The organism is Mesorhizobium sp. LMG 17147 (assembly GCF_024297145.1).
In the GTDB taxonomy this organism is placed as follows: Bacteria; Pseudomonadota; Alphaproteobacteria; order Rhizobiales; family Rhizobiaceae; genus Mesorhizobium.
The window spans coordinates 175,938-196,764 of the sequence record NZ_JANCTC010000001.1; the positions used below are offsets into that span (position 1 = coordinate 175,938).

23 protein-coding genes and 1 pseudogene are annotated in these 20,827 nt (G+C 63.0%); 12 read left to right on the forward strand and 12 right to left on the reverse strand.

Features of this window, described 5'->3' with window-relative positions; genetic code table 11:
• Nucleotides 1-38: 38 nt before the first annotated feature.
• On the forward strand, nucleotides 39-443 hold the full coding sequence (locus NMG46_RS00905) for a GFA family protein (protein ID WP_254815871.1): 405 nt from the start codon (nucleotides 39-41) through the stop codon (nucleotides 441-443).
• Nucleotides 444-482: 39 nt separating this feature from the next.
• Here NMG46_RS00905 and NMG46_RS00910 read toward each other — a convergent pair whose 3' ends face one another.
• Nucleotides 483-1,745, reverse strand: coding sequence for a DNA recombination protein RmuC (locus tag NMG46_RS00910; RefSeq protein WP_254816363.1), 1,263 nt, complete (start codon nucleotides 1,743-1,745; stop codon nucleotides 483-485).
• 103 nt (nucleotides 1,746-1,848) lie between these two features.
• On the opposite strand from NMG46_RS00910, the gene def reads away from it, so the two are divergent.
• Genes def through truA form a run of 4 tightly spaced genes read left to right on the forward strand, consistent with a single transcriptional unit; the run spans nucleotide 1,849 to nucleotide 4,629 of the window.
• Complete coding sequence (def, locus tag NMG46_RS00915) at nucleotides 1,849-2,379, forward strand: peptide deformylase (RefSeq protein ID WP_254815872.1); 531 nt, start codon at nucleotides 1,849-1,851, stop codon at nucleotides 2,377-2,379.
• A gap of 16 nt (nucleotides 2,380-2,395) precedes the next feature.
• Nucleotides 2,396-3,349, forward strand: a complete 954-nt coding sequence (fmt, locus tag NMG46_RS00920) for a methionyl-tRNA formyltransferase (protein ID WP_254816364.1) — start codon at nucleotides 2,396-2,398, stop codon at nucleotides 3,347-3,349.
• A complete protein-coding gene (locus NMG46_RS00925) occupies nucleotides 3,346-3,855 on the forward strand; it encodes a GNAT family N-acetyltransferase (protein WP_254815873.1) in 510 nt (169 codons plus the stop codon). The genes fmt and NMG46_RS00925 overlap by 4 nt, the downstream gene beginning before the upstream one ends.
• An 18-nt stretch (nucleotides 3,856-3,873) precedes the next feature.
• A complete protein-coding gene (gene truA, locus NMG46_RS00930) occupies nucleotides 3,874-4,629 on the forward strand; it encodes a tRNA pseudouridine(38-40) synthase TruA (RefSeq protein ID WP_254815874.1) in 756 nt (251 codons plus the stop codon).
• Here truA and NMG46_RS00935 read toward each other — a convergent pair.
• The 6 genes from NMG46_RS00935 to dapD all read right to left on the reverse strand — a co-directional run bounded on the left by NMG46_RS00935 (nucleotide 4,611) and on the right by dapD (nucleotide 10,176).
• A complete protein-coding gene (locus tag NMG46_RS00935; RefSeq protein WP_254815875.1) occupies nucleotides 4,611-5,219 on the reverse strand; it encodes a transporter in 609 nt (202 codons plus the stop codon). The two genes, truA and NMG46_RS00935, sit on opposite strands and share 19 nt — an antisense overlap.
• 2 nt (nucleotides 5,220-5,221) lie before the next feature.
• Nucleotides 5,222-6,421: a succinyl-diaminopimelate desuccinylase gene (gene dapE, locus NMG46_RS00940; protein WP_254815876.1), complete on the reverse strand. Its 1,200-nt coding sequence runs from the start codon at nucleotides 6,419-6,421 to the stop codon at nucleotides 5,222-5,224.
• Between the two features lie 347 nt (nucleotides 6,422-6,768).
• Nucleotides 6,769-7,869: a GGDEF domain-containing protein gene (locus NMG46_RS00945; protein WP_254815877.1), complete on the reverse strand. Its 1,101-nt coding sequence runs from the start codon at nucleotides 7,867-7,869 to the stop codon at nucleotides 6,769-6,771.
• 234 nt (nucleotides 7,870-8,103) lie between these two features.
• Entirely contained in the window at nucleotides 8,104-8,892 is a 789-nt protein-coding gene (locus tag NMG46_RS00950; RefSeq protein ID WP_254815878.1) for a hypothetical protein, read from the reverse strand.
• A gap of 21 nt (nucleotides 8,893-8,913) precedes the next feature.
• Nucleotides 8,914-9,291 (reverse strand): DUF805 domain-containing protein, encoded by a 378-nt coding sequence (locus NMG46_RS00955; RefSeq protein WP_254815879.1) that lies wholly within the window; start codon nucleotides 9,289-9,291, stop codon nucleotides 8,914-8,916.
• Nucleotides 9,292-9,321: 30 nt separating this feature from the next.
• Nucleotides 9,322-10,176: a 2,3,4,5-tetrahydropyridine-2,6-dicarboxylate N-succinyltransferase gene (gene dapD / locus NMG46_RS00960; RefSeq protein WP_254815880.1), complete on the reverse strand. Its 855-nt coding sequence runs from the start codon at nucleotides 10,174-10,176 to the stop codon at nucleotides 9,322-9,324.
• A gap of 145 nt (nucleotides 10,177-10,321) precedes the next feature.
• On the opposite strand from dapD, the gene NMG46_RS00965 reads away from it, so the two are divergent.
• Nucleotides 10,322-11,161: an LOG family protein gene (locus tag NMG46_RS00965; RefSeq protein WP_254815881.1), complete on the forward strand. Its 840-nt coding sequence runs from the start codon at nucleotides 10,322-10,324 to the stop codon at nucleotides 11,159-11,161.
• Nucleotides 11,162-11,194: 33 nt separating this feature from the next.
• On the opposite strand, the gene NMG46_RS00970 is transcribed toward NMG46_RS00965, so the two are convergent.
• Nucleotides 11,195-11,902 (reverse strand): pyrimidine 5'-nucleotidase, encoded by a 708-nt coding sequence (locus tag NMG46_RS00970; RefSeq protein WP_254815882.1) that lies wholly within the window; start codon nucleotides 11,900-11,902, stop codon nucleotides 11,195-11,197.
• Nucleotides 11,903-12,063: 161 nt separating this feature from the next.
• Between NMG46_RS00970 and NMG46_RS00975 the strand changes: the two genes are divergently transcribed.
• Nucleotides 12,064-12,825 carry a GGDEF domain-containing protein gene (locus NMG46_RS00975; protein ID WP_254815883.1) on the forward strand — a complete coding sequence of 254 codons (762 nt, stop codon included), beginning with the start codon at nucleotides 12,064-12,066 and terminating at the stop codon, nucleotides 12,823-12,825.
• Nucleotides 12,826-12,894: 69 nt separating this feature from the next.
• Here the strand turns inward: NMG46_RS00975 and NMG46_RS00980 are convergent, their stop codons facing one another.
• Complete coding sequence (locus NMG46_RS00980; protein WP_254815884.1) at nucleotides 12,895-13,062, reverse strand: hypothetical protein; 168 nt, start codon at nucleotides 13,060-13,062, stop codon at nucleotides 12,895-12,897.
• Between the two features lie 93 nt (nucleotides 13,063-13,155).
• On the opposite strand from NMG46_RS00980, the gene NMG46_RS00985 reads away from it, so the two are divergent.
• Entirely contained in the window at nucleotides 13,156-13,656 is a 501-nt protein-coding gene (locus tag NMG46_RS00985) for a MarR family winged helix-turn-helix transcriptional regulator (protein WP_254815885.1), read from the forward strand.
• Here NMG46_RS00985 and phhA read toward each other — a convergent pair.
• Nucleotides 13,651-14,484: a phenylalanine 4-monooxygenase gene (gene phhA, locus NMG46_RS00990; RefSeq protein WP_254815886.1), complete on the reverse strand. Its 834-nt coding sequence runs from the start codon at nucleotides 14,482-14,484 to the stop codon at nucleotides 13,651-13,653. The two genes, NMG46_RS00985 and phhA, sit on opposite strands and share 6 nt — an antisense overlap.
• Nucleotides 14,485-14,625: 141 nt before the next feature.
• Between phhA and NMG46_RS00995 the strand changes: the two genes are divergently transcribed.
• The gene (locus NMG46_RS00995) at nucleotides 14,626-15,102 is read left to right on the forward strand and encodes an Lrp/AsnC family transcriptional regulator (protein ID WP_254815887.1); all 477 of its coding nucleotides are present in this window, start codon (nucleotides 14,626-14,628) and stop codon (nucleotides 15,100-15,102) included.
• Nucleotides 15,103-15,204: 102 nt separating this feature from the next.
• Nucleotides 15,205-16,742, forward strand: a pseudogene (bchE, locus tag NMG46_RS01000) (magnesium-protoporphyrin IX monomethyl ester anaerobic oxidative cyclase).
• 19 nt (nucleotides 16,743-16,761) lie between these two features.
• On the opposite strand, the gene argB reads toward bchE, so the two are convergent.
• Both argB and NMG46_RS01010 read right to left on the reverse strand, forming a co-directional pair.
• On the reverse strand, nucleotides 16,762-17,655 hold the full coding sequence (gene argB / locus NMG46_RS01005; protein ID WP_023677482.1) for an acetylglutamate kinase: 894 nt from the start codon (nucleotides 17,653-17,655) through the stop codon (nucleotides 16,762-16,764).
• A 156-nt stretch (nucleotides 17,656-17,811) separates the two neighbouring features.
• The gene (locus NMG46_RS01010) at nucleotides 17,812-19,308 is read right to left on the reverse strand and encodes an amidase (RefSeq protein WP_254815888.1); all 1,497 of its coding nucleotides are present in this window, start codon (nucleotides 19,306-19,308) and stop codon (nucleotides 17,812-17,814) included.
• 126 nt (nucleotides 19,309-19,434) lie between these two features.
• Between NMG46_RS01010 and NMG46_RS01015 the strand changes: the two genes are divergently transcribed.
• Nucleotides 19,435-19,974 (forward strand): sigma-70 family RNA polymerase sigma factor, encoded by a 540-nt coding sequence (locus NMG46_RS01015; RefSeq protein ID WP_254815889.1) that lies wholly within the window; start codon nucleotides 19,435-19,437, stop codon nucleotides 19,972-19,974.
• Complete coding sequence (locus NMG46_RS01020; protein WP_254816365.1) at nucleotides 19,971-20,675, forward strand: anti-sigma factor; 705 nt, start codon at nucleotides 19,971-19,973, stop codon at nucleotides 20,673-20,675. The genes NMG46_RS01015 and NMG46_RS01020 overlap by 4 nt, the downstream gene beginning before the upstream one ends.
• Nucleotides 20,676-20,827: the final 152 nt, after the last annotated feature.

The following is a 20,827-nucleotide window of genomic DNA, read 5'->3' on the forward strand; positions in this document are numbered from 1 at the left end:
CGGCTATGATCGCAGGCAAAAGCTCGGGAGGAACGAAGATGAAAATCGACGGCGGATGTCATTGCGGCGCCATCACTTACGAGGCCGAGGTCGATCCGGAAAAGACCACCATTTGTCACTGCATCGATTGTCAGAAGCTAACCGGAACGGCCTTTCGCGTCACCGTGCCGGCGTCCGAGGACAATTACAGGATCACCAAGGGCAAGCCGAAAATCTACATCAAGACCGGTTCGAGCGGCGCCAAGCGCGCCCAGGCGTTTTGCGGTGAGTGTGGCTCGCATCTCTACGCCACGTCGGCGGGCGAGGGACCGAAGGTTTACGGCATCAGGGTCGGCACGGCACGGCAGCGCGAGCAACTGGTGCCGAGAAAGCAGATCTGGCACCGCTCGGCGCTGCATTGGCTGCCGGAATTCGAAGGCACGACCATCATCGAGGAGCAGTAGCGCCAGATCCGGGTGAAGCCTCCGGTTCCGGCGTAGCTCTCAATCGTCGCCTTCGACGACCCTTAGCCTCAACTGCCCGGTTTTCGAATCAGCGACGCGCGGGCTGCTTTCCGCTTTTGCTCTGCTGCCATTCGAACCAGCGGTATCCTCCGCCGGCTGCACGCCAAACTCCAGCGCCTCGATCTTTTGTCCGCGCCGGGTCACCTTCGATGTCGAGACAAGGATGTCCTCGATATCCTTGGCCGATTGACCGAAATGCGTCTGCAATTTGCGCACCCGCTCGTCGAGCCGGGAAACATCTTCCATCAGCCGGATGACTTCGCCCTGGATCAGGTGCGCCTGCTCGCGCATGCGTGCATCCTTGAGGATTGCCTGAATGACCTGGATCGACAGCATCAAAAGCGATGGCGAGACGATGACGATCCGCGATCGATGCGCCTTCTGGACAACGGCCTCGAAATTCTCATGGATTTCGGCGAACACCGATTCCGAGGGCACGAACATGAAGGCTGTGTCCTGCGTCTCGCCCTGGATCAGGTATTTTTCGGAAATATCGCGGACATGCACCTCGATGTCGCGGCGGAAAGCCTGTGCGGCCGATTTCTGCAGGTCGGCGCCTTCGGCGGCACGGATGGCATTCCACGCCTCGAGCGGAAACTTTGCGTCGATGGCAAGTGACGGCGCGCCGTTCGGCATCTTCACCAGGCAGTCGGGCCGGCTGCCATTCGACAAGGTCGCCTGGAATTCATAGGCGCCGTGCGGCAATCCGTCGGCGACGATGGCCTCCATGCGCGACTGGCCGAAGGCGCCGCGCGTCTGCTTGTTGGAAAGGATCGCCTGCAATTGCACGACCTGGCCGGCCAGCGACTGGATATTGCCTTGCGCGATATCGATGACCGCCAGCCGTTCCTGCAGCTTGGCGAGGCTCTCATGCGTCGATCTCGTCTGCTCGGTCATGGTCTGGCCCAGGCGGCCGGTCATGGCATCGAGGCGCTGGCCGATCGACTGGGTCAGTTCCGCCTGGCGCGCCCCGAACACTTCGGCGATGGCGCCCATGCGGCCCTGCATTTCCGCCTGACTTGCCAAGATGCCGGCCATCCGCACCTCGGCGTCACGGGCGTGGTCGGCGGCTTCGGCGGCCGCCACTGCACGCGCCTTGGCCGATCGCCAGAGCGCAACGACGAGCGCCACGAACAGTCCAAGGAACAGCATTGCGCCGAAACCCAGGGCTTGGCCGAGCGTGAGCGTGGTGGCGCCGAGGCGGGCGACAGGTTCGGACAGGATGGTGGCCAGATCGTTCATGCCGACAGCATAGATGATTCGGTCTGCCGGCATAGATCAAAACGTGAACGACCCGAAGCCGTCCCGGTTGACGCTTTTCCTGCGAGGTCTTAGGTGAGACGCCATGTCGATCAAGCCACTTATCATCCTCCCCGATCCCATCCTGCGCCAGGTTTCAAAACCGGTCGAGCGTGTCGATGGCGATTTGCGCAAACTGGCCGGCGACATGCTGGAGACTATGTATGACGCGCCCGGCATAGGCCTCGCAGCGATCCAGGTCGGCGAACCCTTGCGCATGCTGGTGATCGACCTCGCCAAGGAGGACGAGACGCCGGCACCGCACGTCTTCATCAATCCCGAAATCCTCGAAAGCGCCGACCAGCGTTCGGTCTACGAGGAAGGCTGCCTGTCGATCCCTGACTACTACGCCGAGGTCGAGCGTCCGGCGGCGGTGCGGGTGAAGTATCTCGATCGCGACGGCAAGCTGCAGGAGATCGAGGCCGAGGGGCTGATGGCCACCTGCCTGCAGCACGAGATCGACCATCTCAACGGCGTGCTGTTCATCGACCACATCTCAAAACTGAAGCGCGACATGGTGGTCAAGAAGTTCAAAAAGCTCGCTAGGGACAAGGCGCCGGGCAAGATGGTGGGATAGGGGTCGACGAATGCCCCTGCGTGTCATCTTCATGGGTACGCCCGAATTCTCCGTGCCGACGCTGCGGGCGATTGCCGGGGCCGGGCACGGGTTGACCGCCGTCTATACGCAGCCGCCGCGCGCCGGCGGCCGGCGCGGGCTCGGTCTGACGCCGTCGCCGGTGCAGCGCGAGGCGGAGCGGCTGGGCGTCGAGGTGCGGACGCCGGTGTCGCTGAAGGGCGAGGCGGAGCAGGAGGCGTTCCGCGCCTTGCGCGCTGATGTCGCCGTGGTCGTCGCCTACGGGCTGCTTTTGCCCAAACCCATTCTCGAGGCGCCGCGGCTCGGTTGTCTCAATGGCCACGCATCGTTGTTGCCGCGCTGGCGCGGCGCTGCCCCTATCCAGCGCGCCATCATGGCCGGCGATACCGAAACGGGCATGATGGTGATGCGGATGGAGGAAGGCCTCGACACCGGGCCGGTGGCAATGGTTGAAAAATGTCCCATTGGACCCGACATGACGGCCGGCGATCTGCACGACCGGCTGATGGCCCTCGGTGCTGCGCTGATGGTGCAAGCGCTCGAGCGGCTGGAGCGGAATACGCTGACATTTACCACACAGGCGGAGGTGGGGGTGACCTACGCCAAGAAAGTGGGGGTGACCTACGCCAAGAAAATCGATAAATCGGAGACTCGCATAGACTGGCTGCGACCTGCCGGCGACGTGCACAACCAGATTCGCGGCCTGTCGCCCTTTCCCGGCGCATGGTGCGAGGCCGAAATCGGCGGCCGCTTAGAACGGCTGAAACTGCTTCGCTCGACGCTCTCGCAAGGCGCCGGTGAACCGGGAGGAATTCTCGATGACCGGCTGACGGTCGCCTGCGGGTCAGGCGCGATCAGGCTGGTCGAAGTTCAACGTGCGGGCGCAAGGCCCATTGCCGCGCAGGAGTTTCTGCGCGGGGCCAAGCTCGAAAAAGGAATGAAATTGTCATGAGCATGATGTCCATACGCGCGGCGACGCCGCGGGACCGCGAGGCGATCCGCCTTGTCGAAGAACACGCATTCGGCCAGCAGACGGAGGCCGGACTGGTCGACGCGCTGGTCACCGGCGGTGATGCCGTCGTCGAACTGGTGGCGGACGAAGACGGGCAAGTGGTCGGGCATATCCTGTTTTCACGGCTTTTCGTGCAGAATGGCGGCAAGAGCTTCCCGGCGGTGGCTTTGGCTCCGTTGGCGGTCGAGCCGTCGTTCCACGGCACCGGCATCGGCGGTGCGCTGGTCCGCGAGGCGCATATCCGTCTGAAAGCGGCTGGCGAGACGCTCGCCGTGGTGCTCGGCGATCCCGCTTACTATGGACGTTTCGGTTACAGCCGCGCCCGTGCAGCGAAGTTCGAGAGCGAGTACCAAAGCGAGGCTTTGCAGGCGCTTGCCTGGGGCGAGGCGCCGGAGACCGGCAGGCTGGTCTACGCCTCGGCCTTCGGCTCAGCCCTCGCCGCCTGATTTCGCTTCGATCCGGGAATGCCGCGTTTTCGCCTCGACATCGAATATGACGGCAGTCTCTTCGCCGGCTGGCAGCGCCAGGCCAACCAGCCTTCGGTGCAGCAGGCGATCGAGCAGGCGATCGAGAAGTTCTGTGGTGAGCAGGTTTCGCTGCGCGCCGCCGGCCGCACCGATGCCGGCGTCCATGCGACAGCTCAGGTGGCGCATGTCGATCTGATCAAGGCATGGCCCGGCGACAAGGTGCGCGACGCCGCCAACGCGCATCTGCAGGCGGCCAAGGTGCGCATCGCCATCCTGAAGGCCGCCTCCGTGCCGGATGGTTTCGATGCGCGTTTCTCGGCGATCGGCCGCCATTACCTCTACCGTATCGTCAATCGCCGCGCGCCGGCGGCGCTCGACAAGGGCAAGATCTGGTGGGTACCGAAGCAGCTCGATGCCGGTGCCATGCACGAAGCGGCAAAGGTGCTGCTTGGCCGGCATGATTTCACCACCTTCCGCTCGACCCAGTGCCAAGCCTCCAGCCCGGTCCGCACGCTCGACCGGCTGGATGTCAGCCGGGCGGGCGATTTCATTGAGGTCCGCGCTTCGGCGCGCTCATTCCTGCACAACCAGGTGCGCTCTATGGTCGGCTCGCTCAAACGCGTCGGCGAAGGCGGCTGGACTGTTGCCGACCTCAAGGCGGCGCTTGAGGCGCGCGACCGTGCGGCCTGCGGTCAGGTGGCGCCGCCCGACGGGCTGTTTCTCGTCGGCGTCGACTATCCGACGCCTGGCTGATCCGGAACGCTGATCCCGAGCAGCGCCTGCAATCCGAACAGGACGATCAGCGAGGCCACGAACATGCCGGCAAAAACGGCGCTGCCGACGGCCGCACCCCTGCCGATCGCAACGTTGGTCATCCGCCAGGTCAAGACCATCGACAGCGCGAACAACAGCAGCGACACGAGTCCGGAGACTTCGTTGGCCGACGTCAGGAAAAGCCGGATCAACGCCGATGGCAGCATCATCCAGGCGATGATCGCCGAGGCCCAGTTGCTGGCCACGACATAATGGACGAAACGGCCGCCGACGCCGACCCGCGGCGCCACCAAGGCGAGGCCTATGAGCGGCAGCACCCAGGCGCCGATATCGACGGTGGCCAGGCGGATCAACATGCTGAAACGGCCGACGAATGCGTTGGGGTCGCCGATCTCGTTGGCAATACCGACCCAGCCGACGATCAGTGCCGGCGCCGCGACGACGATGGCAAAAAAGGAGTTCCAGAATCCGTCCGCCGAAAGGTCGAGCAGGCGAAATCCGTCGGCCTTGCCGAGCATCAGCCGCCAGGCACCGGCAAGCGAAGCGTAGGTTTCATCCGCTGAAAGCATCACTAGGATATGTCCTGCGCAAACCAGTCTTCAACGAAGCGCAGATAAATCTGCGTCAGCGTCTCGAGGTCGGCAATCGCCACGCGTTCGTCGACCATGTGCATGGTCTTGCCGACAAGGCCGAATTCGACCACCGGACAATAATCCTTGATGAAGCGGGCATCGGAGGTGCCGCCGGAGGTGGAGAGCGCAGGCTTCCTGCCGGTCACCGCCTTGATCGAGCCGCCAAGCGTCTCGATCAACCTGTCGTCGCGTGTCAGAAAAACGTGGCTCGGTCCGTCTCGCCAAGCGATCTCGTAGTCGACCGGCGTCTTCTTGCCGGCGCGGTATTTCTTGCGTTTCGCCGCCCGGTCGAGGCGGTTATGGATCTCGGCCTGGATCGTCTCGGCGGTCCATGTGTCGTTGAAGCGAATATTGAAGGTAGCCGCCGCCTTCGCCGGGATGACGTTGGTGGCAGGATTACCGACATCGATGGAGGTCACCTCAAGATTGGTCGGCTGGAAATCCCTTGTTCCGTTGTCGAAGACGGGGTGAAGCAAGGCGTCGACCAGCGTCACCAGGCCGCGCACCGGGTTGTCGGCCAGCTGCGGATAGGCGGCGTGGCCCTGGCGGCCGTTGACGACGACCGTGCCCGATAGCGAGCCGCGCCGGCCGATCTTGATCATATCGCCGAGCGCGTCGGGATTGGTCGGCTCGCCGACGATCGCAGCATGCCATTTCTCGCCTTTGGCGGCTGCCCATTCGAGCAGTTTCGTCGTGCCGTTGATCGCCGGACCTTCCTCATCGCCGGTTATCAGCAGCGAGACCGACCCCTTCGGGCCGCCCTTCTGCGCGATGTGTCGCGCTACCGCCGCGACGAAACAAGCAATGCCGCCCTTCATGTCGACGGCGCCGCGGCCGAACATCTCGCCATTGGCGATGTCGGCGGCAAAGGGCGGGTGCGTCCAGGCTGTTTCATCGCCCACCGGCACGACATCGGTATGGCCGGCAAACATCAGATGCGGGCCGTTGCCGGAACGCCGCGCGTAAAGGTTCTCTATGTCAGGTGTGCCGGATTCGGAAAACACCGGGCGCTCGACGGCAAAGCCGAGCGGCTTCAACATTTCTTCCAGCGCGCTCAGCGCACCGCCTTCGGCGGGCGTCACGGAAGCGCAGCGGATGAGAGCAGCCAGATTTCTGGTCGGATCGGTAGGCAGCGTCATGGGCAAAGCGATAGTCGAAAGCGCAGGGACTGTCACGGCCAGACATAAGGGCCAGACATGCCGCCGACATTATGGTTTCATGTCGTATAATTGCGGCAAGGCCTCTCGACCAGGGCAGGGCCATCGCATGATCACGCATGGCAAGACAATCGTAATCGCCGGTGCCGGCAGTATCGGCTGCTACGCCGGCGGCTGGCCGATACTTGCCGGCGACAAATGGTTCTGTTGGCGCGGCCGCGCATCGAGAAGGCGCTGCAAGTAACGGTCAAGAGCGGCGCGACGCAAGGCATGGCCGGCCGGGCAGGAGAGAAGCGGATCGCCCTGCCTGTCGCCGGAAGCCGTCGCCGTCAGATGGTAGCCCGCACAGGTGCCCAGTAACGGCCCTTGCCGGTGCGCTTGGCTTCGTAGAGCGCATGGTCGGAACAGGTGAGCAGGATTTCCGGATCGCCGCCGTCGGCGGGTGCGAAGGCGCTGCCGACGCTCAAGCCGACATGGATGGCGGAACCGACCCCGAGGTCGAAAGGCACCGAGACCTTTTCGATGGCCCGCTTTGCCAGGTAGGTGGCCTCGATCTCCGAGGTTGCGGGCAAAAGGATGACAAATTCATCGCCGCCAATGCGGAAGACCATGTCCCCCGGACGGAAGCCGCGCTTCAATCGTTCGGCCACCTTGCACAGCAGCACGTCGCCGACGGCGTGGCCAAAACGGTCGTTGACCTGTTTGAAACCGTCGAGATCCATGCTGAGCACTGCAAACGGCTTGCCGCCATTGGCGGCCGGCGCCGCAAGCTCGCGGCACATGTCGCGCAATTTCTCCTGCAGGAAGATGCGGTTTGGCAGGCCGGTCAGCGCGTCCTTGATGGCCAGGTCGCGATTGTCCAGTTCGGCGCGGATCATGCGGGCATTGATTGCGTGGTTCTGAAGCAGCACGATGATGACGCCGGCCAAATAGAACGGCGTTTGAATTCCGACGATCGGCATTCCGGGCGCCGCAGAAAACAATGAACCGACCACGTAAGGCAGGCTTACGGCCAACATGACGAATATGGCGAAGCGCGGGGTCGCCGCATTGCGTGACGACACCACGCCGACGACGCCTGCGACATTCAAGGCGGCAAGTACGGAAAGCGCCATATTCCCGCTGGCAACACAGCCATAGCAGCCGAGGCCGAAGACGACCGACCAGACGCCGCTGGCTGCCATCAGGCCCGCCAGCGGCCCTTTGGAGCCGCGCGTGCGGGCCTGTTCGCATTCCCGCATCAACAGAACGCGGACGGTGAAAAGCATCAGGTCGGCGGCAATCCAGGCGTAGGGCCACCAATCCCCGGTGGCGAGAGCGGCGCTGACCGCAACCAGCAGAACGCTGATGGTGCCGAACAGGACTGCGAATTTGCGGTCGAAGGTGGTGTCGAGAAGCCGGGCGCGGACAGCTTCCGGTTCCAATTTCATTGGCGAAGAGAACCAGGCAAACAGGCGAGCGCCGGCGCTCCACGTTTTGCGCGGCTCCTTGGTGATCAGGGATAGGTCGCTTGCCAGTCGAGCGCTCCGTGCCGGTCGACACAGTCTTCGCCGGCATGCTGGGCCAGGGTGATTAACATTCGCTTAGAGCATCCGGCGCAAAACCGGGCTTTCGGAACTCCCCGCTCTGCCGCTCTAGCGGATCCGACCGCCGGGTCGCCGGTTTTAGCTTGCCGGCCCCGGTCGTCTGCGGACTGCAGGCCGATGCGGCGGACCCGGCTCGGGATCGGTCTTCGCCGCACGCGCCGGCTGCCCATGAGGGGTTTCGATCAGCGTGATCTTCTGCCAGATCTTTCGCGAGAGGTTCGAAGCCAGGTTCTCGATGTCGTTGACGCCGTCGATGACCACGGCGTCATTCACCGATTGCGCGAACAGCGCGGCGATCTTGCCGGTGATCGACAGCATTTCGGAGCAGTAGTCGAGATAGCGGGCAAGGTCGGCGGCGTTGGTGATGCGGGCTGGCGAATGGGCAGTCGGCTTGAAACTGGGTGAAAGTGCGGCCGGATCCTTGGTCAGCTGGTGCATGTCGATGACATGGATCAGCGACCGCAACCCGTGGAGCTGGCGAAACACCCGCTTGCGCTTGATCCGCTCCTCGGAGCGAATCAGGGCCAGGAAGCCCAGCACCGCGAGGATGATCATGTTGAGGGAGGCTTCGATGCCTTGCACCGACTGGAAGGCATCGTGGTTTCCCGAGATGCGGCCGAGCGGCAGGATTGTGCCGACGAACAGGAACATCAGCGCTCCGGCGACGAAGGCGGCGATGATGAGGCCGCGCAGCCACCAGATCGGCGCCTCCAGCGCCTTGGCGGCTTTTGCCAGATCGCGCGACAGCGACACGAGCTCGGCGGCGACGCCGCGCAAGCCTGCATCGGGAAAGCGCTCGGCGACGCGCCCTTCCAGCCGTTCGGCGGTTTCGAGGATCAGTTTCGGATCAAGCGAGCGGTAGCGCATGACGAAATGTCCGATCGGCGCTCAGGGTTCAGCCGGGGCATTGGTGCGCTTGCCGTAGCGGTTGGGGCCGGGTTGCCCTGGAAACAGGCAAAGCACCAGGAAAGCGATGATCGAGACAACCGGCACGAAAAGCACCAGCGCCGCAACGCCCGGCTTGTTGAGGTCGTGCAACCGCTTGACCGCCAGCACCACGTTCGACCAAAGCGAGGCAATGAAGGCGATGAAGAAAATAAACGACCACATGTTGCTCTCGGTGGTGCCTTCCGGCACCAGCGTGAAACGGTAGAGCGGGAAGGCCTGTATGATGGCCACCAGCAATCCTCCAAGAAAATAGGCCGCGCGGCTGACGCGGCCCGAAGCTTTGAAGAAAAGCCAGATGAGGTCTGATCTATCAGGCAAGCGAATTCCGTCCGTACTCGTTGAGAAAGATCAATCGCGCAGCAATTCGTTGATCGATGTCTTGGAACGGGTTCTGGCGTCGACCCGCTTGACGATGACGGCGCAGTAGAGGCTGGGGCCGGGCTCGTTGTTTGGAAAAGGCTTGCCGGGCAGCGAGCCGGCGACGACGACGGAATTAGGCGGCACCTCGCCGTAGAAGATCTCGCCGGTGGCGCGGTCGACGATCTTGGTCGACTGGCCGATGAAGACGCCCATGCCGAGCACCGAGCCCTCGCGCACGATGCAGCCTTCGACCACTTCGGAACGGGCGCCGATGAAACAGTTGTCCTCGATGATGGTGGGACCCGCCTGCATCGGCTCCAGCACACCGCCGATGCCGACACCGCCCGACAGATGCACATTCTTGCCGATCTGGGCGCAGGAGCCGACCGAAGCCCAGGTGTCGACCATGGTGCCGCTGTCGACATAGGCGCCGACATTGACGAAGGACGGCATCAGCACGGCGCCCGGCGCGACATAGGCGGAGCGGCGCACGATCGACGACGGCACGGCGCGGAAGCCGGCCTTCTCGAAATCGACGGCGCTCCAGCCGTCGAACTTCGAGGGCACCTTGTCCCACCAAACCGCCTGACCGGGACCACCCTTGATGATCTCCATCGGGTTGAGCCGGAAGGACAGCAGCACCGCTTTTTTCAGCCACTGGTTGACGTGCCATTTGCCGTCGGCCTGCCGCTCGGCGACGCGGGCGACGCCCCGGTCGAGCAGGTCGAGCGCCGATTGGATGGCCTCGCGCGTCTCGCCGCGGGTTGCGGTCGAAATCGTGTCGCGTCCCTCGAAGGCGTTCTCGATGATCTCCTCGAGGCTCGCGAGATCGTGCTTCGACATGAATTCGCTCCATTACCAAGCTGTTAAGGGCCGGCGCCTTAACCTGTTTGAAAGTCGCGCGGACCCTATGTGAAGGCTTGGGGAGGGTCAATCGCGGCAGCGTCACGGGACGGCGCAAGTGAATGATTGGACGGGTAAAGCAAATATGACTCCCATGGAAAAGGCGGGATGGACGCCGCTGCCGCATTCGGACGAGGATCTGGAGCGGTCGAGAAGCGTGCCGGACACGCCGCAAACGCGCGCGGAGACATATCGGCTGGCCTGGAACGACCCCGATTTCATGACGCGGCGCGAGTTGCGCGCGGTCAGGCTACAGCTCGAACTGCTGAAACCGGAGATGATCCTGGCCGAGCGCGGCATCCAATCGACCGTCATCCTGTTCGGCGGCGCCCGCATTCCCGAGCCCGGCGGCGAAGCCTGGGCGGCCAAGAACGAGACGCAGAAGAAAAACCTCGAGCAAAACAGCAAATATTACGAGGAGGCGCGCAAATTCGCCCGCCTCTGCTCGCAGCAGTCGGCCAGCTCGTACTACCGCGAATTCGTCGTGGTGACCGGCGGCGGGCCGGGTGTCATGGAGGCCGGCAATCGTGGCGCCGACGATGTTGGCGCGCCGTCGATCGGTCTCAACATCGTGCTGCCGCACGAGCAGGCGCCAAACGCCTATGTGACGCCGGAGCTCTGCTTCAACTTCCACTATTTCGCGGTCCGCAAGATGCATTTCGTCATGCGTGCAAAGGCCGTTGCGGTATTTCCCGGCGGCTTCGGCACGATGGACGAGTTCTTCGAAACGCTGACCCTGATCCAGACCGGCCGCATGGAACGCGTGCCGGTCATTCTGTTTGGCAAGGCTTTCTGGGCAAGGGCAATCGACCTCGATTTCCTCGCCGAGCAAGGCACGATCACGCCCGGCGACCAGGATATCATCGATTTCGTCGAGACCGCCGATGAGGCCTGGGGGATCGTCAGCCGCTTCTATAAACTTTGACATGCAAGCAGGACTTGAAGCGCGCCGGCTGCCTCAAGCAGGGACTTCGACGATCGCCGTGAGAAAGCCGGCGAGATCGTCGGTGACGAAGTCCACATCGTCCTCGTTGGCCGGGTCGCGTTCCCAAATTTCCGAGAAGGTCGGCTCGAAATTGCGCGGCACCACCAGCACCGTGGTCATGCCCAGCGATTTCGGTACCGACAGGTTGCGGGCGAGATCTTCGAACATCACCGCATTTTGCCCGGTAACAGCGTGGAGTTCGGCAAATCTCTCATAGGATTGCCGCGCCGGCTTGGGGTTCAGTCCGGCTGCGACGATATCGAAAATATCGTCGAAATGCTCGAGAATGCCCAGCTGCCGCGCGGTCCGTTCGGCATGCCGGCGATCGCCATTGGTGAAGATGAATTTACGGCCGGGAAGCTGGCGAATGGCGGTGCCGAGGACGGGATCGGGCACCAGCCAGGAATAATCGATGTCGTGCACTTTCTCGAGAAAATCGTCGGGGTCGATGCCGTGGCGCGTCATCAATCCGTTCAGTGTCGTGCCGTATTCGCGGTAGAGCTCCTTTTGCAGCTTGCGTGCTTCCGCGCGCGGCAGCGTCAGCAATTCTCCGACGTAGGCGGTCATCTTCACATCGATCTGCGAGAACAGATTCGAATGGTGCGGATAAAGCGTGTTGTCGAGATCGAACACCCAGTCGGTGACGTGGGCAAAGCGGGCGGGGTCGGGAAGTGTGGTCATACCGTCCTTATGGCACGAAACGATCTTTCTAACAGGAGGTTTATCCACAACCTATGCGCGCCAAGAGTGGTGAAAATGGCGAAACGATTAACATTTTAAGCATCGCCGAAAGGTGGCATTCAGCGCTTGCTGACACCAAGACGGAGCAGTGGGAGCCAGCGATGAATCACATATTTCTAAAGTCTGCCGGCATCGCTTTCGCCTCCGTCGCCGCCTCACTTCTGCCGACGCTGATCGTTGTGCCGGCGATGGGATTTTCGATCAATCGCACCATCTGGCTGACATCTACCCTGTGCCCACTCGTTCTGGCCTGGGGCACCGGCGCCTATGCATTCTGGCAAAGCGAAAGGGTGAAGAACGCGCACCGCGACCTTGCTCGCAATCATGCCCAGCTTGCAGCCGCGCACCGGCGCCTGGCGGAAAAGGCGAGCCGCGACGACATGACCGGCATGCTCAACCGCGAAAGTTTCTTTGCCGCCCTCGACGGCTCTCGGCGTAAGTCCGATCGCGGGGCATTGCTGATCGTCGATGCCGACCATTTCAAGACCATCAACGACAGCTACGGCCATCTGATCGGCGACGATGCGCTGCTCCTGATCGCAAAGGCGATAGAGCGTGGCGTGCGCAGCGGCGACGTGCTTGGGCGCATCGGCGGCGAGGAATTCTGCGCCCTTCTGATTGGTGCCACCGAACACGAGGCCAGGCGCGTCGCTGAGCGCATCCGCCGTGAGGTCGAGCGTATCCGTTTCCGGCCGGTCGACGAACGATCGGTTCCGCTGACAGTCAGTATTGGCGGCATCACCTGCGGCAGGGACGCCGCAGTGTCGGAGCTGATGCGCGCCGCCGACCAGCGGCTTTACGAGGCCAAGCATCGCGGCCGCAATCTGTCGATCATCGACCGCGATATTTCCGAAGCCGCCTGAGCTCGGCCCTGAGCCTTCCGCTGGGATAGTTCCACCCTGTCTGCATTCAACCGTGCTGTGGCCAGACTGTCAAAATCCGAGTATGGCGATGCGGAACAGCAGGGCGGCGGCCGCCAGCGCGACCAGAGCGATGCCAAGGCCAATGGGAGAGCCCCAGCCATACCACTCCATCGCCAGCTTGGCGTATTTGAACTCCTCAGCCGGTGCGAGTGGGCCGCGCGTCGGGGTCTGATTCATTTTTCACTCCTTGCAAGCTGCGATAGGCCTTGCCTTGTGCCCGATGCAGCACATTACTATAATAGCCATAATGTTAGGCGGATTGATAGTTAGATGATCGAAATAAATTCGTCAAGCATGAATCGGGCAGACATGAAGACCGCAATCAGCCTTGCCATTATGGGCTGGCAGGACGCGACGCAGGCTTATGACGAGGCAGTGGGCGATAGGCTTGGGCTGAGCATGGCGGAACGCCATTGCCTGGCGCTGCTCTATGGCGGCCCGCGATCGGCTGGCGAGGTCGCGGCCGCAACAGGGTTGACGCCGGCCGCGGTCACCGCGCTGATCGACCGGCTGGAAGCGCGCGGCCTGCTGACACGAACGCGCAGCCTCGAGGACAGGCGCAAGGTGGTCATAGAGGCGACGGAACTCACGCGAGAACTATCGACGCGCTATTATGGCGCGATCGCTCAGGAGGGGGAAAAAGTGATCGCCACATTCAGTGACACTGAACTTGCCACGATCCTGCGCTTCGTCACGGCATCCCTCGACCTTCAGCGCGACCAGCTGGCCCGGCTGAAGGCCGAGGCGTTGGAAACAACCGACAGCCTATAGGCTCGCCGGGTCGAGCGCTGGCTCGCCTTTGCGGCGCGCCACGATCGCCGCAAGATCGGCTGTCTCGAAAGCATCACGCAGGGCGTCGAACGACGGCAGCACGAAATAGGCACGCTGGAACTTGTCGATCTCGTAGCCGGTGCGCATTACGGTTTCCAGGTCGAAGGGAACATGGTGCGCCTCGCCGCCTTCGACCGCGAACTGAAGCTCTGTGAAGGATGACATCAGCCCGGCGCCGAACGCCTTCAGCGGCTGGCCCGGCTCGCGTATCAGGCCGTATTCGACCGTGTACCAGTAAAGCCTGGTGATCATCTCGTCGCCGCCGAGCGCAATCACGCTATCGGCCTTCTTGCCATACATCTGCATGAAGTCGGCAAAGACCGGCTGCGTCAGGATCGGCACGTGACCGAAGAAATCGTGGAACATGTCGGGCTCGACAATGTAGTCGAGCTCCTTTTGGGTTCGCAGCCAGTTGGTGACCGGGAAGCGGCGGTTGGCGAGATGGTCGAAGAACGGCTGGGCGGGGATGAGCCCCGGCACGGCGACGATCTCCCAGCCGGTGAACTTGCGCAGCTTCTCGCTGACCGCACCGAAATCCGGGATCTTGTCGAGAAGGCCGAGTGCCGCGACGCCGTCGAGGTAGGAGTGGTGGGCCAGCTTCCTGGTCAGCTTCGTCTGGCGGTCGCACAGCGTGCGCCACACCGCCTGTTCTTCGTCGCTATAATTGTAGCCCTGCGCCACGGTGAAATCGGCACGGCAGACGGAATAATCGCCGCGAAGGCCTCGCGCCGCGCATTCGCGGGCATAGTCGGCAACGTTCATTGTCATGGCTTGCTCTCCCTGGAAATCATGACCAGCGAATTTGCCGGAAATTCTAGCCGGATCACGCGAGGCAAATCAGCTTTGATGGTGGCTCAAATGCAGGGTTGGAGGTAAAAGACTCCACGATCGAGCTTTGGGAGAGTGAAAATGCCTCAATTTGACGAATTCGAGATCAAGATGCTCGACATCCTGCAGCGCGACGGGCGCAAGCCGGTATCGGAATTGGCGCAGCAGATTGGCCTGTCGACGACACCTTGCGCGCGGCGCTTCGAGACTCTTCAGCAGGCGGGCATCATAAAAGGCTTCGCCGCGGTACTCAGCCGCCGCGCCGTCGGTCTGATGGTCGAAGTGTTCATCCAGGTGCGCCTCGTGACCCACAGCGACGGCTCGCCCGAAACCTTTATCGCCGCCGTGCAGCGCATGGACGAGGTGTCGTCGTGCTGGACGATGACTGGAGACTACGATTTCCTGCTGCATGTCATGGTGCCGTCGGTCGACGAACTCAATGCCTTCGTCATGCACCGGCTGATGCGGCTCGAAGGCGTGCGCGACGTCCACACGCAGCTTGTGCTGCAGAACATCAAGGGACCCGGCCATGTGCCGCTGGCACATCTCAGACGATAGGCATTTCTGCGGAAAAGCTGCACACAAACTGCTGAAGCGAGCCAATCTCCGGAACTAGATCGCCGACTACGACATGCGGACCGCCATTGCATAAGGCCCGCCATGAAAATCGTCCTGATCAACCCGCCGCATACCGCCATCGGCAGCCGTGTGCCGGACGACCATCTGCCGCCGCTCGGTTTGCTGGCACTGGGCGGTCCGCTGATCGACGCGGGACATCAAGTGCGGCTTGTGGACGCCGAATTCGGGCCGATGGCGCTTGCCACGCTGGTCCGGGACGCCTTGAGCGACCATCCCGACTGCATTCTGATCGGCCATTCCGGCTCGACCTCTGCGCATCCGACAGCCCTGCTGATCGCCGGCATGGTCAAGGACATCCAGCCGGCGACAATCCTGATCTATGGCGGCGTGTTTCCGACCTATCATTGGCGCGACATACTGGCTGAAACGAATGTTTTCGACTTTATCGTGCGCGGCGAGGGCGAGGCGACCATCGTCGCGCTGGTCGAAGCGCTTGAGAAACGCAAGCCGCTGTCGGATGTGGCGGGCATCGCCTTTCCTGACGATTTGCGCCAGCCCTTTGCAACCCGGCCGACAAGAACGATCACCAACCTCGACGACTACCGCATCGGCTGGGAACTGATCGACTTCAGTCGCTACAGCTATTGGGGAGGCAAGCGCGCGGTGGTCATGCAGTTCTCGCGAGGCTGTCCGCATCTGTGCAACTATTGCGGCCAGCGCGGCTTCTGGACGCGCTGGCGGCACCGCGACCCCATGAAATTCGCGCGGGAGATTGCCTGGCTTTACCGCGAGCACGGCGTCGAGCTGATCAACCTTGCCGACGAGAACCCGACGTCGTCCAAAAAAGCCTGGCGCGCCTTTCTCGACGCGATGATCGCCGAAAATGTGCCGGTGCTGATCGTCGGCTCCACCCGCGCCGACGACATCGTCCGCGACGCCGACAGCCTGCATCTTTATCGCCAGGCCGGCGTCATTCGCTGGCTGCTTGGCATGGAAAATACCGACGAGCAGACGCTTGCATTGATCCGCAAGGGCGGCAGCACCTCATCCGACCGCGAGGCGATACGGCTGCTGCGCCTCAACGGCATCTTGTCGATGGCGACCTGGGTGGCCGGTTTCGAGGACGAAAGCTTGCGCGACCTCTGGCGCGGCTTCCGCCAGCTGATCGCTTATGACCCTGACCAGATCCAGGCGCTCTATGTGACGCCGCATCGCTGGACGCCGTTCTTCAGGATTGCCAGGGACCGCAAGGTGATCCAGCTGGACGCCCGCCTGTGGGACTACAAGCACCAGGTGCTGCAGATGACCCGCCTCAAGCCGTGGATGTTGTTCTTCGCCGTCAAGCTGATCGAACTGGCGGTGCAGTCGCGTCCAAGGCGTTGGCGCGTATCCTGTTCCACAAGGATCCGGAGCAACGGCATTCGATGCGCTGGTACACCCAAATGGGCCGCCGCGTCTGGTTCCGCGAAGTCTGGGGCTTTCTGGTCCGCGACCGCCGCCTGAAACATGGCCCGACGCTCGCCGAATTCTGGGGCTCGCCGCAAGACGAGGAAGAGGAATCGATGGTTGTCGAACGCCTGCCGCGTCAGTCCATGACCGCTATTTCGCCAAACGCTTGAGCCCCTCAGACACCCGGCCTCACGGCACGATCAGCGTGCCGGCGCCGTGTTCGGTGAACAGCTCGAGCAGCACCGCATGCGGCGTCTTGCCGTTAAGGATGACGACGCCTGCGACGCCGCGCTCGATTGCCTCGATGCAGGTCTCGACTTTGGGGATCATGCCGCCCGAGACCGTGCCGTCCTTGATCAGGGCCTTGGCCTCGGCCACGGTCAGCTCGTCGATCAGCTTCTTGTCCTTGTCGAGCACGCCGGGCACGTCGGTAAGGAACAGCAGGCGCGTCGCCTGGCAGGCGCCGGCGATGGCGCCGGCAAAAGTGTCGGCGTTGATGTTGTAGGTATGGCCGTCGCGGCCGGGCGCTACCGGCGCCAGCACCGGGATCATTTCGGACCGCGCCAGGAGGTCGAGCAATGTGCGGTCGACCTCGACAGGCTCACCAACGAAGCCCAGGTCGAGCACCCGCTCGATGTTGGAATCCGGATCGATCATGGTCTTGCGCGCTTTTTCGGCAAACACCATGTTGCCGTCCTTGCCGCACAGGCCGATCGCCCACTCGCCCTCGGCATTGATCAGCGCGACGATTTCCTTGTTGATCGACCCGGCCAGCACCATCTCGACAATCTCGACGGTCTTCTGGTCGGTGACGCGCAAGCCGCCCTCGAATTTGGATTCGATGCCCATCTTGCTGAGCATGGCGCCGATCTGTGGCCCACCACCATGCACGACGATCGGGTTGACGCCGGATTGTTTCAAAAGTGCGATGTCGCGGGCGAAAGCCTTGCCGAGCGCGATGTCGCCCATCGCGTGGCCGCCATATTTCACCACGACCGTCTTGTTCTCGTAGCGTTGCATATAGGGCAGCGCCCTTGAAAGCAGCGCGGCCTGCATTTCGGCGGTGGCGGCGACATCCGTCATCGGCGTGGTTCCCAGCTTGGCATGAACGGCGGCGTCTTAGCGGGAATTGGACGAGGGGGCAAACGGCTTTGCTGTCGCGATCGATCAAATCGGTACTACTATTTGTTTGACCATGATCTTGTCCGAAAACCGGTTCCCACCTTTCGGGATCATGGTCTATGCCGGCACCTGCAGCGGCGCCCGCCGTCCCAGCCAGCCCGAGATCTTTTCCATCTGCGCGGCGAACGACAAAAGCGTTTCCTCGTCGCCGGGGCGGCCGGCGGCCTGGACGCCGAGCGGCAGGCCGGTATCGGTGACGTAGACCGGAAGCGTGATCGACGGTTGCCCGCTGACGTTCTGGATCGCCGGCCAGTGGGTGAACCAGAGGCTCTTGTCCATCAGCTGGCCGAATAGCGGCTTGAACTTCAGCAGGCCGGCGAGGCGCAGCCTGTCCAGGACATTCTCGATGAATTCGTCGATGCCTTTCGGGTCCATGGTGCCGCAGGCGAGCGGCGGGTGCGCGATGACAGGCATCAGCACCGCATCATAGTGCGCGGTTTCGGTGATAAGCCGGCGCGAGGCGGCGTGCAGCCGCTGCAGGCCGGCGTAGATTTCGCCGGCCGAGAGGATTTCACCGAACCGGCTCATCACGCGCGTGGCGCGTTCGATATCGCCTGAGATGGAGCGGCCGACGCGCAAGGCCTCGCCCCGCATCGTGCCGGCCACCGCCGCGGCGACGGTTCTGGCGAAATCGGCGATGAAATCGCGATCGATATAGGGCAGGTCGATCTCCTCGACGCTGTGCCCGCCTTCGCGCGCCAGCGCGATCGCCGCATCCAGAGCTTTCAACGTCTCTTCCGATATCGGCAGGCCGAGCGGCGATTTTCGATAGAAGGCGAGGTTGAGCTCGCCCGGATCGCGCCCGGCCGCCGCAGCAAAACTGCCGGTCGGCGACGGTGCCGCGTAGGGCGACAGCGGGTCGGGCCCGTGGGTCAGGTCGAGCAGCAGGGCCGTATCGCGCACCGAGCGGGCCAACGCATGGTCGACGACGAAGCCGTACCAGCTTTCGGTGATGAGCGGCGTCAAGGGCACGCGGCCGCGCGAGGTTTTCAGCCCGACCAGCCCGGTACAAGCGGCAGGCACCCTGATCGAGCCGCCGCCGTCCGAGGCGTGCGCCACCGGCACGACGCCGGCCGCGACCAGGGCAGCCGCACCGCCCGAGGAACCGCCGGTCGTGTGCGCGGTGTCCCATGGATTGCGGGTGACGCCGTAAGCCACCGACTCGGTCACCAGCCTCAGTCCGTGTTCGGGTGCGGTGCTGGTGGCGATCGGGATCAGGCCGGCAGCCAGATAGCGTTCCGTCATGACCGAGTTGAAATCGGGGGTGAAAGCTGGGATGCGGCTGCCGCCATGCGTCGGCACGCCCTTCATGGCGATGCCGAGATCCTTCAGCGCAAAGGGCACTCCGGCAAGCGGCAGCTTGTGGTCGACGGTTTTCGCTCGCGCCCGCGCCGCCTCAAAAAGCGGTTCGGCAATGGCATTGATCTCCGGCCGGGTGGCCTCGGCCCGGGCGATCGCCGCATCGACGAGATCTTGCGGCGTGAGCTCTCCATTGTGCACGAGTGCGGCCTGGCCGGTTGCGTCATGCTCCCACAGAACCCGCTCGATCGACATGGTCGCCCTCCCGCTCATGGCAAGCTAGCGGGCGGCGATTTCATTGGCAATCGAGGCTGGGGCTGCCGGTGCGCAAGACCATTTCAGTCGTTGCAAATGCATTGCAATCGCCTAATTTGGCGGCCGATGACGCCGCAGGACATCAGCAACCTGATTGTCCGGACTTCGATGAAGGACCGGGCTGCGTTCGATCTGCTCTACCGGCAGACCAGCGCGAAACTTTTCGGCGTCTGCCTTCGTGTATTGAAGGATCGGGGAGATGCAGAAGAGGCGCTTCAAGAGATCTTCGTCAAGATATGGACGAAGGCGGACCGTTTCGCCGTTTCGGATCTGAGCCCGATCTCCTGGCTGGTGGCCATTGCGCGCAATCATGCGATCGATCGGATCAGGGCGCGGCGAGAGCCTGCCGCCTATATCGATGCCGCGCTCGACGTGGCCGATCCGGCACCGGGGCCGGAGGCCATGGCCGTGGCGGGCGGTGAGTCCGGACGCATCTACCATTGTCTCGAGGAATTGGAGAGGAACCGGGCGGCGGCCGTCCGGGGCGCCTATCTGGATGGCAAAAGCTATGCCGAGCTGGCGGAGCGCCATGGCGTACCGCTGAACACGATGCGGACCTGGCTGCGTCGCAGCCTGTTGAAACTGAGAGAATGCCTGGAAAGATGACGCTGGCTGACGACAATGGACCGGAACGTGGGGGCGACGACCTGTTCGCCGCCGAATACGTTCTTGGCGTGCTGGCCGCCGATGAACGCGAGATCGCGTCGCGCCGCATCGATGCGGACGCCGCCTTCGCGCGCCTTGTCGATAGCTGGGAGGCGCATCTTTCGCCGATGGCCGCTGCCTATCCGGAGACAGAGCCTCCGATCAGGGTCAAGGAAGCATTGGACCGCCGGCTGTTCGCTGCAGAACCGCGCGCCGGCCTCTGGTCGAGCCTTGGCTTCTGGCGCGGTCTTGCCGCCGCCGCCATTGCGGCGCTGGCGATTTACATCGCCCTGCCTTACTTCCGCCCGCCCACCGAACCGCCGCAGACGCGGCTTGTCGCCTCGCTGGCGGCCGAAGGCAGCGACGTCAAATATCTCGTTGTCTACGATGCCGCCCGTCACGAGGTCGGTCTTTCCCACGTTTCCGGCGAGCGGGCCGCCGGCAAGGACTTCGAATTGTGGATGATCGAAGGCAAGAAGGCGCCGGTGTCGATGGGCGTCATCCCGGCCGGTGCGACCGCGCATTTGGCCATCCCGCCCCCCGTCCAGGAGAAGTTGGCGCAAGGCGCCGTGCTTGCGGTCAGCGTTGAACCTGCCGGGGGTTCACCGACCGGCCAGCCGACTGGACCGGTGGTCGCAGCGGGCGATCTGAAGAGCATCTGACCGCTTCTCATCTCCCGGAAGCAGACCTTAAAATCTATCTTCCGCGATTTGAACGCCTGCAAAGCTTGTTGGCGGTTGTCGATCCGCGCCGGGAAAATTTCAGCGAGGCAATTTTTTGCGGAGAGGACGAAACTCCGGAATTTTCTATCGCG

What these genes read in the sequence shown, in the direction of transcription:
- truA (WP_254815874.1), top strand. Translation starts at nt 3,874, where the DNA reads ATGCCGCGTTTTCGCCTCGACATCGAATATGACGGCAGTCTCTTCGCC.
- NMG46_RS00950 (WP_254815878.1), bottom strand. Translation starts at nt 8,892, where the DNA reads ATGCGCTACCGCTCGCTTGATCCGAAACTGATCCTCGAAACCGCCGAA.
- dapD (WP_254815880.1), bottom strand. Translation starts at nt 10,176, where the DNA reads ATGTCGAAGCACGATCTCGCGAGCCTCGAGGAGATCATCGAGAACGCC.
- NMG46_RS00980 (WP_254815884.1), bottom strand. Translation starts at nt 13,062, where the DNA reads ATGAATCAGACCCCGACGCGCGGCCCACTCGCACCGGCTGAGGAGTTC.
- NMG46_RS00975 (WP_254815883.1), top strand. Translation starts at nt 12,064, where the DNA reads ATGAATCACATATTTCTAAAGTCTGCCGGCATCGCTTTCGCCTCCGTC.
- NMG46_RS00995 (WP_254815887.1), top strand. Translation starts at nt 14,626, where the DNA reads ATGCCTCAATTTGACGAATTCGAGATCAAGATGCTCGACATCCTGCAG.
- NMG46_RS00925 (WP_254815873.1), top strand. Translation starts at nt 3,346, where the DNA reads ATGAGCATGATGTCCATACGCGCGGCGACGCCGCGGGACCGCGAGGCG.
- NMG46_RS00935 (WP_254815875.1), bottom strand. Translation starts at nt 5,219, where the DNA reads ATGCTTTCAGCGGATGAAACCTACGCTTCGCTTGCCGGTGCCTGGCGG.
- phhA (WP_254815886.1), bottom strand. Translation starts at nt 14,484, where the DNA reads ATGACAATGAACGTTGCCGACTATGCCCGCGAATGCGCGGCGCGAGGC.
- NMG46_RS01010 (WP_254815888.1), bottom strand. Translation starts at nt 19,308, where the DNA reads ATGTCGATCGAGCGGGTTCTGTGGGAGCATGACGCAACCGGCCAGGCC.
- NMG46_RS01020 (WP_254816365.1), top strand. Translation starts at nt 19,971, where the DNA reads ATGACGCTGGCTGACGACAATGGACCGGAACGTGGGGGCGACGACCTG.
- NMG46_RS01015 (WP_254815889.1), top strand. Translation starts at nt 19,435, where the DNA reads ATGACGCCGCAGGACATCAGCAACCTGATTGTCCGGACTTCGATGAAG.
- NMG46_RS00910 (WP_254816363.1), bottom strand. Translation starts at nt 1,745, where the DNA reads ATGAACGATCTGGCCACCATCCTGTCCGAACCTGTCGCCCGCCTCGGC.
- NMG46_RS00905 (WP_254815871.1), top strand. Translation starts at nt 39, where the DNA reads ATGAAAATCGACGGCGGATGTCATTGCGGCGCCATCACTTACGAGGCC.
- dapE (WP_254815876.1), bottom strand. Translation starts at nt 6,421, where the DNA reads ATGACGCTGCCTACCGATCCGACCAGAAATCTGGCTGCTCTCATCCGC.
- def (WP_254815872.1), top strand. Translation starts at nt 1,849, where the DNA reads ATGTCGATCAAGCCACTTATCATCCTCCCCGATCCCATCCTGCGCCAG.
- NMG46_RS00985 (WP_254815885.1), top strand. Translation starts at nt 13,156, where the DNA reads ATGATCGAAATAAATTCGTCAAGCATGAATCGGGCAGACATGAAGACC.
- argB (WP_023677482.1), bottom strand. Translation starts at nt 17,655, where the DNA reads ATGACGGATGTCGCCGCCACCGCCGAAATGCAGGCCGCGCTGCTTTCA.
- NMG46_RS00965 (WP_254815881.1), top strand. Translation starts at nt 10,322, where the DNA reads ATGACTCCCATGGAAAAGGCGGGATGGACGCCGCTGCCGCATTCGGAC.
- NMG46_RS00945 (WP_254815877.1), bottom strand. Translation starts at nt 7,869, where the DNA reads ATGAAATTGGAACCGGAAGCTGTCCGCGCCCGGCTTCTCGACACCACC.
- NMG46_RS00970 (WP_254815882.1), bottom strand. Translation starts at nt 11,902, where the DNA reads ATGACCACACTTCCCGACCCCGCCCGCTTTGCCCACGTCACCGACTGG.